Raw genomic sequence first — 13,724 nt, forward strand, 5'->3', positions numbered from 1 at the left:
CTAGCCTGTAACGCAAGCGCGGCACGATGAGATGCGCCACGCCGATCCCAGCCGCAGTCTCCTCAAGAGGCCGACTCCTGGCCCCTCGCCGCACTCATGCTAATATAGGCTGATACCGCTGCGATCCAGATCGTCAGCCATGACCAACAAAATCCGATAAAAACATGAATCTGATCAAGCTCATCAGTCCGTTCATCGCCATCGGCCTGGCCGTTGCTAGCCCGCTAAGCCACGCCGAATCAGAAGACCAGCCCTTGCCTGGCGATTTCCAGCCAGCGCCTGCCGCCAAACCGCTGCATCAACCGCGCGCCAAGGCTGCGACGTCCCACAGCGCCCCTAAAGCCACGCGCGCGCCGAAAGCCAAAGGCACGCATGCCAAATCTGGCAAGGCCCATGGCAAAAAACATGCGGCGAAAAAGCACGAAGCCAAGAAGCATCGCGCCAAGGCCAAGCCAGCCCACTCCGCCGCCAAAGCACCCAAGCCCCAGCAAGCAAAAAAACACGCGCATAGGCCGGCCAAGGCGCATAAACACAAAACGCATAAAAACAAAAAGTTAACTACCCATCCTCATCAAAAGCACAAGAAAAAGCATTAAACCTCTTGTCAGCCAATAAACGAAGAGGCATAATTCGCATCTCTTCGCCGGTGTAGCTCAGTTGGTAGAGCACCTGACTTGTAATCAGGGGGTCGCGAGTTCGATTCCTGCCGCCGGCACCAAGATTCATTCCCAGAAGCTCCAGGGAATACCGAAAAAGCCCGCAGACATTAGCTCTGCGGGCTTCTTCATTTCCAGAACCGTCCACGGCCGTCTCATGGATTACAGCTCAAAATCGGGGTGAATTTCGGGGTATAACCCAGTTCGATTATTGAGATACCCCGATGGCCCTGACCGCCCAGACTGTGAAGCACATCCAGCAGCCGAAAAACTTACCAAGAAAGCCGATGGCGGCGGGCTGTTCCTCTGGGTCTACCCTAACGGCGCAAAATACTGGCGCTTGCGCTACTGCCTAGCGCTTTGATGGTCAAGTGACAGAGCTGCAAGTACGTGCCGCCATCTTGAACCGCTTCAGCATGCTGGGCCGTCCATGCACGGTGGCTGTGGCGCAAATCCGTTGGAGTAAAGGGAAGCCTCGCCCGATTCAGGATTTATGCAACGCCGCCCAGCAAAGCCATTCAGAGTAAATGGTTTCGAATCTGTCCGCAGCTGTGGGCAATCAGATGGTTGGCGATGGAGATGGCTGTCGGCAGCGCGGGCAGGGCGTCGATATCGAACCAGCCGGCGTCTTCTATTTCGCCTTCCTGCGGGCGGATATCGCCGCTGTCGTATTCGGCGGTGAATGCCAGCATCAGCGAGTGGGGAAACGGCCAGGACTGCGAGAAGGCGTAGCGCAGGTTTTTCACCTTGACCCCCACTTCTTCCCAGGTTTCGCGGTGCACGCACTCTTCCAGCGTTTCGCCGGGCTCGACGAAGCCCGCCAGCGCGCTGTACACGCCGGGCGTGAAGTGCGGGCTGCGCGCCAGCAGCAGCTCGCGGCCGCGGTGCACCAGCACCATCATCGCCGGCGAGATGCGCGGGTAGTAGACCTGGCCGCAGCTGGGGCAATGGCGGCCCAACTGGTCGCTATTGACGGCCAGCGGCGTGGCGCAATGGCCGCAGAAGCGATGGTTGCGCAAAAACTGGCGCAACTGCGCGGCCCGCGCCGCAGCCTGGACCTGCTCGGCGGGGAGCGCGAGAAGGGCAGGGCGCAACGGCAGCCACTCGCCTGCGGCCGGCGGCGCGCCCACCAGTTCCGCCAGAAACAGATTGTGTTGCTCGTGGATGCCGAGAAAACGCTGGCCGGTCAGCGCGCAGCCTGCCGGCGCGGATGACGGCAGGGCTTTGTCCAGCAGCCATAGCCGGGAATCATCAAAAATGCACCAGCGCGCGGGCAGATTCGGCGCTGGTTGTTGCGGGAGTTCGAAAGCCATGATGCGAAAGTCATGATGAGGATCGCTCAGTTTACGCCGACTCCCGGCGCCGCGTACATCCAGTGTTCGCTTTGCCGGCGCACCACTTCGCTGAGCGAGCCGCTGTGCTCGTACACCTGGCGCAGCCAGCGGCTGTCGCTGTGGCATTTCAGCGCCTTCTGCCGCAGCGCCGCCAGCTGGCGTTGGCTGCCCAGCGCCTCGGCGTGCGGCTCCAGCTCGCGCAGGGTGTCCAGCAGGTCTTCCTGCAATCCCTGCTGGCGATTGCCGCGGGCGTCCACCAGCACGCCATCGAAGCCGAAGCGGCAGGCCTGGAAGCGGTTATAGCTGTAGGTGAGGTAGGGTTCAGGGCTGATGTCGTCCCAGCCGTCTTCCAGGCAGCGCCGCGCCAGCATCTGGGCATAGGCGGCCAGCAGCACCGGGGTGTCGATGGATAAGGGCGTGTCGCAGATGCGGATTTCCACCGTGCCGTATTCCGGCTTGGGACGGATGTCCCAGTAGAAGTCCTTCATGCTGGCGACGATGCCTAGCGATTCCATTCGTTCGAAATACGCGTTGAACGCTGCCCAGTCGCGCACCACCGGCATGCAGCCGGACAGCGGGAAGGCGTTGACGCTGGTCAGCCGCGAGGTCTGGAAGGCGGTGTCCACGCCTTGATAGAACGGGGAAGAGGCGGATAGCGCGATGAAGTGCGGGATGTAGCGCGCCAGATAGTGGGTGAGCCGCACCGCGGCGTCGCCGTCTGGACAGCCGATGTGAATGTGCTGGCCGTAGACGGTGAACTGTTTGGCCAGGTAGCCGTACAGTTCCGATACCAGCTGGTAGCGCTCCTTGGGATAGATGCGCTGATCGTCCCAGTGCTGGAAGGGATGGGCGCCGCCGCCGGCCAGGCCCAGGTTCAGCTTGTGCGCGCTGTCCACCAGCAGCTGGCGGATGGCCAGCAGCTCCTCCAGCATGGCGTTGACGTCGCTGTGGACGGCGGTGCCGATTTCTATCATGCCCTGGGTGATTTCAGGCTTGATGTCGAAGCCATGCGGCTTGCGGTTGACCTGCAGCAGCAGGTCGTCGGAGCCGCGCGTCAGGTTGTAGTCGCGGCGGTTCAGTATCATCAGCTCCAGCTCCACGCCCAGGGTGAGCGGCTGGCTTGTGTTGAATTCAAGCATGATTGGCTCCCGCGGTTTCGCCGGCCAGGCGCAGCGCCAGCCGGCTGAGGATGGGGGCGAAGATCTCGTTGATCAGCAGCGCGGCCATCAGCGCCGCGCTGAAGCTCTGGGCGGCCTCGCCCAGCGACACCATGCCCAAGCCCATCAGCAGCGCCGAGCCGCTGTTCATCGGACTCAGCGCCAGGCCCAGCAAGGCACCCTGTTTGCGCGACAGGCCGTTGCCGCGCGCCGCCAGCCACCACACCAGCATGCCGATGCCGCAGCGCAGCAGCAGGCACAGCAGCGCCAGCTGCCAGTGCGCGGCCAGCGCCTGCGGCGACAGATGGGCGCCGGCGGAGACAAAGAAAGCCACGGTGAAGACATGGCTCAGCGACAGGATGCCCGGCTCGCTGACGGTATAACCGTGGCGTAGATTGCGCGTGCTCATCCCCGCGATCAGCAGCGCCAGCAAGGCCAGCAGCTGCAGCATGTCGGCCAGGCCGACGACCAGCGCGATCAGGCCGAACAACAGCACGCGCTGCGCTTCGCGCTGGTGTCCGCCCAGCCAGCGGTTCAACTGGGTGGTGAGCAGGCCGGCCGCCAGGCCCAGCGCGGCCGATCCCAGGATCAGCCAGCCCGGCATCAGGATGCCTTCTTCCACCGTGTGATTGGCGGACAGGTGGCTGTATGACAACGCCAGCGCGAAGCCTATCATCGCCAGCAGGCTGGACAGCGCGGTGGCGGTCAGCAGCCGCTCGCTGACCTGGCCGTCGGCGCGCGATTCGCGCACGATCTCCAGCACCACGATGGGCGAAGTGGCCATGCCCAGCGCCGCCAGCATCAGGCTGGCCGGCGCGCCAAAGCCGCCGGCGTTCAGCAGCGCGAACAGCGCAGCGAATACCAATACGCAGTAGAACAGGCTGGTGGCCAGCAGCGTTTTTTCCACGCGCAGCCAGCGCAAGTCCACGCGGCGCCCGGCTTCGAACAGCGCGATGCCCAGCGCCAGCTGCACGAACAGCGACGCTTCGTTCAGCAATTGCTGGTTCAGCAGATTCAGGCTGTAGGGGCCGATGATCAGGCCGGTGACGATATAGCCGGTGATGGCGGGCAAGCGCGCCACGCGCACGGCGATCTGGCCGCCTATCACGCCCAGGGCCAGCAGAATGCCGAATGCGGCCAGCGGGTTCAGCATCAGATTGTGCCAGGTGGGGAATGGCATAGTGGTTTCTCCTGTATTGCGCGAGGCGAGGCATTGAATTGCCTCGCCTCTGCCCTAAGGTATGAATGACTGACGCGATTTCGAGCCAAGAGTTCATGCTAATAGACTGGATCCGCCGCCTGGGCGGCAAACGGGTGCCGCCGGCTTTGCTGTCGCGGCTGCGGGAAGAGGCAGACGGCATGCCGCTGCTGCAAGGCTTGTTGGCCGATGAGCGGGACCGTTTGCTCAGGCTGGCGGGCGATTTGCTGCTGGGCAAGACCATCACCGGCCTGGAGGGCATGGAAGTGGATGACGCCATGCGTTGCCGGCTGGCGCTGCAAATGGCATTGCCGGGCATGAACCTGGGCATGCGCGCCTATGAAAACTGGCGCGAGGCGGTGCTGTACCCCGCGCCGTTTGTGGTGCGCAACCGTTGGCAGGACGGCATGGGCCTGGCGCATGAAGCCGAGCAGGTGTTGATAGGCCAGGCGCATTACCAGGGGCCGCTGGTGTTTTCCTGGCCGGACGTGAATGAATCGCCGTTGCTGGATGGCTGGAATGTGGTGATCCACGAGGTGGCCCACCAGTTCGACATGCTGGATGGCCCGGCCAATGGCGCCCCGCCGCTGCACAAGGGCATGAACCGCAAAACGTGGAGCCAGGCCTGGAATCAGGCCTATCGCCAGTTTTGCCGCACGGTGGATCATGGCGTGGAGGGCTGGCTGGACCCATACGCCAGCGAAAACCCGGCCGAATTCTTCGCCGTGCTCAGCGAAGCCTTCTTTGAAATCCCCTACCTGGTGGCCAGGGATTTCCCGGAGCTGTATGGCTTGCTGAAGCTGTTCTATCGACAAGATCCGGCGGCTAGGCTGCCAAGGGTGGCGGAAGACGCCCTGCTACCGCCTCCGCCGCCCGATGGCATGGATCACGGTTGATCTATCGTCTCGGCCAGGGCGCCGCCTTTTTCGCGCAGCAGCAGGTAGATGCCCGCCGCCAGGCCGATCAGGCACTGGACCATCAGATAGTAAGAAGGCGCCATTGCGTCGTATTTCAGCCAGATGGACAGCAGCACCGGCGTCAGGCCGCCGGCGAAGGCGTAGGCCACATTGTACGAGAACGACAGGCCGGAGAAGCGCACCGCGGCCGGGAAGACCCGCACCATCACCAGCGGCACCGCGCCGACGATGCCCACGCTGAAGCCCAGCAGCGTGTACAGCGGATACAGCTGGCTGCTGTCTTGCGCCATGATCGAATAGAACACATGGCTGCTGATGCCCAGCAGCAGGCTGCCGCCAATCAGAGTAAAGCCGCTGCCGATGCGGTCGCTGAGCCAGCCCGCCACCAGACAGCCGCAGGACAGCGCGACCACGGCCAGGCTGTTGGCGCGCAGCGAGTCCACTGGCAGGATGCTGAACTGTTTCTGCAGATACGCCGGCGCCATCAGGATGGCGACGACGATGGCGATGGCCAGGAACCAGGTCAGGAACATGGACAAGGCCACGCCGGTCTTGTGCTGTTTCAGCACCGTTTTCAGCGGCAGCTCGCGCGACAGTTTCTTGCGCGCCTTCATCTCCGCGAATACCGGCGTCTCATGCAGCCATTGCCGCAGCTGCATCGCCACCAGTCCAAATACGCCGCCGATCAGAAATGGCACCCGCCAAGCCCATTCCGCGATCTGCTGCTGGGAAAACGCCATATTGATGGCCGTGGCGATCAACGAGCCCAGCAGGATGCCCACGGTCAGACCGGAGGTGATCACGCCGCAGGCAAAGCCGGTATGGCGTGACGGCGCGTGCTCGGCGACGAACACCCAGGCGCCCGGCACTTCGCCGCCTATGGCCGCTCCCTGCAGGATGCGCAGCGTCAGCAGCAACAGCGGCGCGGCGATGCCGATGTCGTGGTAGGTGGGCAGCATGCCCATCGCCAGCGTGGGCAGCGCCATCAGCACGATGCTTAGCGTGAACATGCGCTTGCGGCCGAACAGGTCGCCGAAATGCGCCATCACGATGCCGCCCAGCGGCCGCGCCAGATAACCGGCGGCGAAGATGCCGTAAGTTTGCAGCTGGCTCAGCCAGTCCGGCATGCTGGGCGGGAAGAACAGCTTGCCCAGCACCACGGCGAAGAACACGAAAATGATGAAGTCGTAGAATTCCAGCGCGCCGCCAAGCGCGGCCAGCGAGAGGGTTTTGTAGTCTTGCCGTCCCAGCGGGCGGGCGGAGGGCAGGGTCAGTGGGCGGGCGTTCATCCAGGTACGGTCCTCTTGTCCAGTTTATTGTCGGCTGCTTGTTTAAGCGCGGCCGTGCGGACCAGATTAAAGGAGCGGGGATTGTCTGACAATACGAATCTATTGCATCTGTGTATTCCCGGGATGCGTGGCGGGCGGGGCGCGCAAGCGCTGGGCGCTCGCGGAAAGAAAAATGCCCCGGCGGCAAGGCGCGCGCCGGGGCAGGGTCAGGCTTATTGCAGATCGAAGCGGTCCAGGTCCATCACCTTGCTCCAGGCCGCGGCGAAGTCGCGCACGAACTTCTCCTTGGCGTCGTCTTGGGCATAGACTTCGGCCAGCGCGCGCAGCTGCGAGTTGGAGCCGAAGACCAGATCGACCCGGGTCGCCGTCCACTTCAGCGCGCCGCTGGCGCGGTCGCGGCCTTCATATACGTCATGCGCGTCCGAAACCGGCTGCCACACCGTGCCCATATCCAGCAGGTTGACGAAAAAGTCGTTGCTCAGCGTCTGCGGCCGCTGGGTGAACACGCCGTGCCGCGATTGGCCGGTATTGGCGCCCAGCACGCGCAGGCCGCCCACCAGCACCGTCATCTCCGGCGCGCTTAAGGCCAGCAACTGCGCCTTGTCCACCAGCAGCGCTTCCGCCGGAGCGGTAAAGGTTTTTTTCTGATAGTTGCGGAAGCCGTCGGCCTGCGGCTCCAGCACGGCGAAGGACTCGACATCGGTCTGGTCTTGCGAGGCGTCGGTTCGGCCGGGGGTAAACGGCACGTCCACCGCGAAACCCGCAGCCTTGGCCGCGGCCTCCACCGCCGCGCAGCCGCCCAGGACGATCAAGTCGGCCAGCGATACCTTCTTGCCGCCGCTCTGCGCGCTTTGGAAGCCCTGGCGGATTTTGTCCAGCGCAGCCAGCACCCGCGCCAATTGCTCGGGCTGATTGACTTCCCAGTCTTTTTGCGGGGCCAGCCGGATGCGCGCGCCGTTGGCGCCGCCGCGTTTGTCCGAGCCGCGGAAGGTGGAAGCCGATGCCCAGGCGGCGGAGACCAGTTCGGCGATCGACAGGCCGGACGCCAGTAGCTGAGTCTTCAGCGCGGCGATGTCCTTGGCGTCGATCAGCGGGTGATCGACGGCCGGGATCGGGTCTTGCCAGATCAGTTCTTCCGCCGGCACTTCCGGGCCGAGGTAGCGCGCCTTCGGGCCCATGTCGCGGTGGGTCAGCTTGAACCAGGCGCGGGCGAAGGCATCCGCGAAGGCTTGAGGATTCTGGTGGAAGCGGCGGGCGATCGGTTCGTAGATCGGATCGAAGCGCAGTGACAGATCGGCCGTGGTCATCATCGGCGGGTGCTTCTTGGACGGGTCGTGCGCGTCCGGAATCATGTGTTCCGGCTTCACGTTCTTGGCCACCCATTGATGCGCGCCGGCCGGGCTCTTGGTCAGCTCCCACTCATAGCCGAACAGCACGTCGAAGTAGCCATTGTCCCAGCGGGTCGGGTTCGGCTTCCAGGCGCCTTCAATCCCGCTGGTGGTGGCGTGCGCGCCTTTGCCGGAGCCGAAGCGGTTGATCCAGCCCAAGCCTTGCGCCTCCAGCGGCGCGGCTTCCGGTTCCGGCCCCACCAGCGCCGGATCGCCGGCGCCGTGGGCTTTGCCGAAGGTGTGGCCGCCGGCCACCAAGGCGACAGTCTCTTCGTCGTTCATCGCCATGCGGGCGAAGGTTTCGCGCACGTCGCGGCCGGAGGCCACCGGGTCCGGGTTGCCGTCCGGACCTTCCGGATTGACGTAGATCAGGCCCATTTGCACGGCGGCCAGCGGGTTTTCCAGTTGGCGGTCGCCGGTGTAGCGGCTGTTAGGCTTGTCGCTGGTGGCCAGCCAGGTCTGCTCGGCGCCCCAGTAGATGTCTTCTTCCGGTTGCCAGATGTCCACCCGGCCGCCGCCGAAGCCGAAGGTCTGGAAGCCCATCGATTCCAGCGCGCAGTTGCCGGCCAGGATCATCAAGTCGCCCCAGGACAGCTTGTTGCCGTATTTCTGCTTGATCGGCCATAGCAGGCGCCGGGCCTTGTCCAGGTTGCCATTGTCCGGCCAGCTGTTCAGCGGGGCGAAGCGCTGGTTGCCGGTGCCCGCGCCGCCGCGGCCGTCGGCCGTGCGGTAGGTGCCGGCGCTGTGCCACGCCATGCGGATGAACAGGCCGCCATAGTGGCCCCAGTCCGCCGGCCACCACTCCTGCGAGGTGGTCATCAGCGCGTACAGGTCTTTTTTCACGGCGGCCAAGTCCAGCGTTTTGAAGGCCTTGGCGTAGTCGAAGTCATTGCCCAGCGGGTTGGACGCGGGCGCGTGCTGGTGCAGGATGTTCAGATTCAGTTGATTGGGCCACCAATCCCGGTTGCTGCGGGCGCCTGCCAGCGTCTTGCTGGCATGGGCGGCGGTGAAAGGGCATTTTTGTTCCTGGCTCATAGTGTTCTCCTTGCGTGGGGGGGCAATGGGATGACTTGCTGAACCTAGGTTAGTTGCCAATCCGTCGGCTGGCTATTGAGTATGTTTTATCGAGTCAATTTCACAAAGCTATCAATTTGCGTTAATGGTTATAATTTGGCTATTGAAAGTTTGCCGTACCGGCGCGACGGTCCGGCAAACCTCAACAGCGGCTGCCGCACGCGGCGTTAGGCCGTCCTGGCCGGCATGCTCAATCCAGCAGCGTGGTTTTCTTCAGCATGTCGTTTGGCAGCTTGATATGCCAGCGATCCAGCCCTGAGCGGCTGAAAATGAATGCGCCTTCCGATGGAATAGTCGGGAAGATGCTGGACGGCGGCTTGTGATGGATCAGGATGGATTTGGTGATGGAGGCTGCGGCCTGGCCCTGCTCCGTCCCCGTCAGCACAATGCCGCCGATGGCGCGGTTGGGCCCGACGGCAAAGCTCCAGAACGCAAAAACCGGCACCGGCGTGTGCTGCATGGTCCATTGCATGACCTCATCTCCCGACACATAACGACCGTTGCGGTCATGCAGCGCGAAATACAGCCCGACCCAGATGGCGCGGTACTTGTCTTTGGCGCTGACAACGATCTGCTGCCAGTCCTCGAAGGTGGCGGCTTCCGCCATCATCACGTCGAACATGCCCAATTTGATGGCCGGCAGATTATCGAAGCTTTCCTGCTCAATCACGTCCGCCGTCATTTCCTTGTCGAACAGAATCAGGATGTTGCGGGCGTTTCCGGGAGCAAAGGGCGCAATGCTGAGAATGTTGCGGGAGAACAGGGGCCGCTCCAGCACGCCGGTCACGTTTTGCTGAGGGGTTTTGAAATATCGCCTGGGATTGTTGTTGATGCCGAGGTACACCACAGGAATTTTGTTGTCGATCATGGCGCCCACTAACTCCAGCGAGGCGTCGTCGCCGGCGATGACCAGATCCGGCCTGTCATGGTCGATGAGGCGAACCAGTCTGCTAGCCGTCGCCTTGACCTTGTCAGGCTTGTCCACCTTGGAGTTCAGTTCGAAGAATGACAGCGCCGCCAGCGGCGCCAGTTCGGTTTTCAGCACTTCGCGGTAAGCATGGCTCCAGGCGTACTGGTTGGAGTAGCTGTCTATCACGTAGATGCGCTTGAGGCCTTGAGCGCAGGCCTGCGATGCGCCCAGCAGCAGAATCAGCAAGAGTGCCATGGATTTCATGGGAAAATCTCCATTCCCTTGCGGACGAATGCCTAGGGGCTGTTGACGTTTGGTGAGTGGATCGCGTTTGAGCCGATTTGGGCCGGAAGCAAGGCGCGCAGTCCGCCGCATAGTCATTCTATGCAAGGGCTGGGCAACGCGGCTTCCGGCCCAAAGCGGCCAAACCCGCAGGGCCGGGCGCCTTTCGCGCCGACTCTTCGTTGTTCCGCGCTGGCAGAGAATGACTATGCGGCGCGCGAAACGCCTCGATTCGGCGCAAAACGCATCCCGGCGCGACCGCTCACAAAACGTCAACAGCCCCTAGGGCGCAGGCGGTGTATGGTGTTGTTTTAAATCATGTTAGGCGCTGTCGCGTGTTTTCTCCAGCCGGCGGCCGCCTGTCGTGCGGGCAAGGCGTCATTTTACCGCCCCATCCATGCCGCGCATGAAGTAGCGTTGGCAAAATACAAACACCGCCAGCACCGGCAGGATGGCCAGCACCGCTCCGGCCGCCACCATGCGGGTGGAGGTGGCGAAGGCGCCCTTCAGGTACAGCACGCCGACGGACAGCGGGTACAGATCCGGCGTTTTCAGCACCACGCTGGGCCAGACGTAGACGTTCCACGACCATACCAGAGTAAAAATGCCCAGTGTGGCGAGGTAGGGCCGCGACAGCGGCAGGCAGATGCGCCAGAACACCTGCCAATCATTGGCGCCGTCCATGCGGGCGGCGTCGACGATTTCGTCCGGAATGTCCTCGAAGGCATGCTTCATCAGGTAAATGCCGAAAGCCCCGGCGATGGACGGCAGCACCACGCCCAGCCGGCTGTCGTCCAGTCCCAGCCGGGTGATGGTGACGTAGTTGCTGATGAAGTTGATCTCGCTCGGCAGGAGCAAGGTGGCGATGATGGCGTAGAACACCAGTTGCCGGCCGCGAAAGCGCAGCTTGGCCAGTGGGAAGGCCGCCAGCGCCGATACCGCCAGCGTGCCCAGCGTGGTCAGGCCGGAGATGCATAGCGAGTTCCACAAGAAACGCCCCAGCGGGATCGCGTCCCAGACGGCGGCAAAGTGTTGCCAGCCGGCATCCTTGGGCCACAGCGGCGGCGGGAAGTCGAACACCTGCTCGCCATTGCCGACGGCGATGCCCAATGTCCAGATGAAGGGATAGCAGCAGGCGAAGGACAGCGCCAGCAGCAAGATGAAGTCGGGCAGCCGGCGCTGCAGGCGGCGCCGGGCGAAGCAGGGTCGGGCGAGGGTAGCCATGCGGTTCTCAGCGGTGATCGGCGCGGATCAGTCGGAAATTGAGCCAGGCCAGCAGCAGGCAGGCCAGCGTCAGGATCAGCCCGGCGGCGCTGCCGCGGCCGAAGTCCAGTTGATTGAAGCCCTGGTGGAAGGCGTAGTACAGCGCGGTGTAAGTGGCATTCATCGGCGCGCCGCGCGTCATCACCAGCACTTCCTCAAACGCTTTCAAGGCGTCTAGCGTGGAGATCAGGCTGCAGAACAGGATGGTGGGCTTGAGCATGGGCACGGTGATGCGCCAGAAGCGCTGCCAGCGGTTGGCGCCGTCCAGCCGCGCCGCCTCCTGCATCTCGGCCGGGATGGCCTGCAGTCCGGCCAAGTACAGCACCATGTAGTAGCCCAGGCCGCGCCAATAGGTGACGAACATCACCGAATACAGCGCAAGGTCTTCGTCGCTGAGGAAACCGATGTCCTGCCCCGGCGCGAGCCAACCCATCCAGCGCAGCGCGCTGTTGAGCACGCCGTAGTCGGCGTACATCCAGTTCCACATGATGCCGACGACAGATACCGTGGTGATCACCGGCAGGTACAACGCGGCGCGAAACAGGCGGATGCCGGGCAAGACCTGGTTGACCAGCAGCGCCAGGGCGATGCCGGACAGCTGGATCGCCGGCACCACCAACAGGTAGCGCAGCGAATTGGCCATGGCCTGCCAGAACACCGGGTCGTCCAGCAGGTAGCGGAAATTGTCCAGGCCGGCCCATTGCGGCGGCGAGATCAAATCGTAGCGGGTGAAGGCGACGTAGCTGCCGAACAGCAGCGGCCAGAAAGTGAACGCGCCCATCAGCAGCAGGGCGGGCGACAGAAATAGCCAGGCGTTGCGGGACGAGGTCTTCATCGTGCATTCCGTGTGCGGCGCGGCGGAAAAAAGCCCCTCCGGCAGACGAGGAGGGGCAAAGAGAGGAGGATGGGCGCGGATGCGCTTATTTCAGCTGCCGGTTCCAGAACGCCGCGGCGTCGTCCAGCGCCTTCTGCGCGTCCTTCTTGCCGGTGACGGCGGCTTCCACATTGTCGACCAGGTTTTTCTTCAAATCGGCGACATTGGGCACGCCGGTCAGCACCAGGGTGCGGATGTTGCGCGCCACCTTGGCGCCCTGGATGCGCGAATCCTCTATGGCGCCGCCAGCCGAGGTCTTGACGAAATAGCTGTCGGTCAAGGCCTTTTGGGTGGAAGGGAAGGTGGCGCCGGTCACTTTGGCGAAGGCTAGTTGTTGGTTGTCGCTGGTCAGGAATTTGGCGAATTTGACCGCCTCGGCCTGGGTCGTCGCCGGCAAACCCTTGGATACGGCCCAGCTGAACAGATAGCCGCCTTGGGCGATCTTGGTCGGCCCCAGCGGCGCCGGCTGCACCACGGTGACGGCGTAGATGGCGCGGGCGTCGCTTTGCGTGCGCTGCGCGGCGGTGGGGGCGGTTTCCATCATCGCCAGCCGTCCGCTGTTGTACAGTTTGACGCTGGCCTGGTAGTTGTCGTCGGCGAACAGATTGTCCTTGGCCAGCGCGCCGGCCTGGTAGGCGTCGGCGAACTTGCGGATCAGCGCGACATGGCGCGGACTGTTGAACACGGCCTTGCCGTTTTCGATCAAAGGCAGGCCCTGGCCCAGCATGATGCCGTCTATCTGCCCCAGCTGCGGCAGCAGGCCGGGCACGCCGGTCTTGGCCTTGATGGTCTTGGCCAGCGCCAATTCCTGCTCCAGGCTGCTTACCGGCGCGCGCGGGTCCAGCCCGGCCTTCTTGAAAAGCTGGCTGTTGATCGCCAGGATATTGATATTGTTGTACCACGGCAGGCCGTACAGCTTGCCGCCGAAGCTCAGATCGGCCAGCGCGTTTGGCAGATAAGCCGCCTTGTCCGCGCCCAGCGCCGCGTCCAGCGGGATCAGGGTGCCTTTCTGCGCGTATTTGAACAGCCGCGGCACATCGTGGTTGACCAGCGCCGGCGGCTTGCCGGCGGCAATGGCGGCGTTCAGCTTGGTCTCGAAATTCTCGTTGAACACGTCCACCCACTGCACTTCCACATTGGGGTGTTGCGCTTCGTAGCTTTTCTTCACGTTGGCGAAATAGCCGTTGAAGGTCGGTTGCAGCGAGTCGGTCCAGAATTCCAGACGGATTTTCTCGGCATGCGCGGCGGCGCTCAGCCCGCAAGCGAGCAGGACTGCGCTGGCGAATGGCAGGCGATAGGTTTTCATATGGCTATGTCCCAATTACAAGTTGGTAACTACACTGAAGTAAGCCTCTCACCAGGAGCGTGATGATGGATACCCA

The 13,724-nt window shown here is 63.2% G+C and carries 12 protein-coding genes and 1 tRNA gene; 4 read left to right on the top strand and 9 right to left on the bottom strand.

Annotated elements, in window-relative coordinates; genetic code table 11:
* Positions 1-164: 164 nt before the first annotated feature.
* The 3 genes from QUG01_RS15980 to QUG01_RS15990 all read left to right on the top strand — a co-directional run bounded on the left by QUG01_RS15980 (position 165) and on the right by QUG01_RS15990 (position 1,020).
* A complete protein-coding gene (locus QUG01_RS15980; RefSeq protein ID WP_500830959.1) occupies positions 165-596 on the top strand; it encodes a hypothetical protein in 432 nt (143 codons plus the stop codon).
* A gap of 46 nt (positions 597-642) precedes the next feature.
* A tRNA-Thr gene (locus QUG01_RS15985) sits at positions 643-718 on the top strand.
* A gap of 149 nt (positions 719-867) precedes the next feature.
* The gene (locus tag QUG01_RS15990) at positions 868-1,020 is read left to right on the top strand and encodes an Arm DNA-binding domain-containing protein (RefSeq protein ID WP_500830960.1); all 153 of its coding nucleotides are present in this window, start codon (positions 868-870) and stop codon (positions 1,018-1,020) included.
* A 154-nt stretch (positions 1,021-1,174) separates the two neighbouring features.
* Here QUG01_RS15990 and nudC read toward each other — a convergent pair whose 3' ends face one another.
* From nudC to QUG01_RS16005, 3 genes are read right to left on the bottom strand one after another with little or no spacing between them, the layout of a single operon-like run.
* Positions 1,175-1,969 carry an NAD(+) diphosphatase gene (gene nudC / locus QUG01_RS15995; RefSeq protein WP_500830961.1) on the bottom strand — a complete coding sequence of 265 codons (795 nt, stop codon included), beginning with the start codon at positions 1,967-1,969 and terminating at the stop codon, positions 1,175-1,177.
* A 26-nt stretch (positions 1,970-1,995) separates the two neighbouring features.
* Positions 1,996-3,129 (bottom strand): YbdK family carboxylate-amine ligase, encoded by a 1,134-nt coding sequence (locus tag QUG01_RS16000; RefSeq protein ID WP_500830962.1) that lies wholly within the window; start codon positions 3,127-3,129, stop codon positions 1,996-1,998.
* Positions 3,122-4,327, bottom strand: a complete 1,206-nt coding sequence (locus tag QUG01_RS16005) for a cation:proton antiporter (protein WP_500830963.1) — start codon at positions 4,325-4,327, stop codon at positions 3,122-3,124. The genes QUG01_RS16000 and QUG01_RS16005 overlap by 8 nt, the downstream gene beginning before the upstream one ends.
* 95 nt (positions 4,328-4,422) lie before the next feature.
* On the opposite strand from QUG01_RS16005, the gene QUG01_RS16010 reads away from it, so the two are divergent.
* Positions 4,423-5,241, top strand: a complete 819-nt coding sequence (locus QUG01_RS16010; protein ID WP_500830964.1) for a M90 family metallopeptidase — start codon at positions 4,423-4,425, stop codon at positions 5,239-5,241.
* Here the strand turns inward: QUG01_RS16010 and QUG01_RS16015 are convergent.
* The 6 genes from QUG01_RS16015 to QUG01_RS16040 form a co-directional block, all read right to left on the bottom strand.
* Entirely contained in the window at positions 5,232-6,551 is a 1,320-nt protein-coding gene (locus tag QUG01_RS16015; RefSeq protein ID WP_500830965.1) for an MFS transporter, read from the bottom strand. The genes QUG01_RS16010 and QUG01_RS16015 overlap by 10 nt on opposite strands.
* Positions 6,552-6,763: 212 nt before the next feature.
* On the bottom strand, positions 6,764-8,974 hold the full coding sequence (gene katG / locus QUG01_RS16020) for a catalase/peroxidase HPI (RefSeq protein ID WP_500830966.1): 2,211 nt from the start codon (positions 8,972-8,974) through the stop codon (positions 6,764-6,766).
* A 229-nt stretch (positions 8,975-9,203) separates the two neighbouring features.
* The gene (locus QUG01_RS16025; protein WP_500830967.1) at positions 9,204-10,187 is read right to left on the bottom strand and encodes an ABC transporter substrate-binding protein; all 984 of its coding nucleotides are present in this window, start codon (positions 10,185-10,187) and stop codon (positions 9,204-9,206) included.
* Positions 10,188-10,583: 396 nt separating this feature from the next.
* Positions 10,584-11,429 (bottom strand): carbohydrate ABC transporter permease, encoded by an 846-nt coding sequence (locus QUG01_RS16030; protein WP_500830968.1) that lies wholly within the window; start codon positions 11,427-11,429, stop codon positions 10,584-10,586.
* A 7-nt stretch (positions 11,430-11,436) separates the two neighbouring features.
* Entirely contained in the window at positions 11,437-12,303 is an 867-nt protein-coding gene (locus QUG01_RS16035; RefSeq protein WP_500830969.1) for a carbohydrate ABC transporter permease, read from the bottom strand.
* Between the two features lie 85 nt (positions 12,304-12,388).
* A complete protein-coding gene (locus QUG01_RS16040; protein WP_500830970.1) occupies positions 12,389-13,648 on the bottom strand; it encodes an ABC transporter substrate-binding protein in 1,260 nt (419 codons plus the stop codon).
* Positions 13,649-13,724: the final 76 nt, after the last annotated feature.

The organism is Chromobacterium sp. CCUG 76385 (assembly GCF_059916625.1).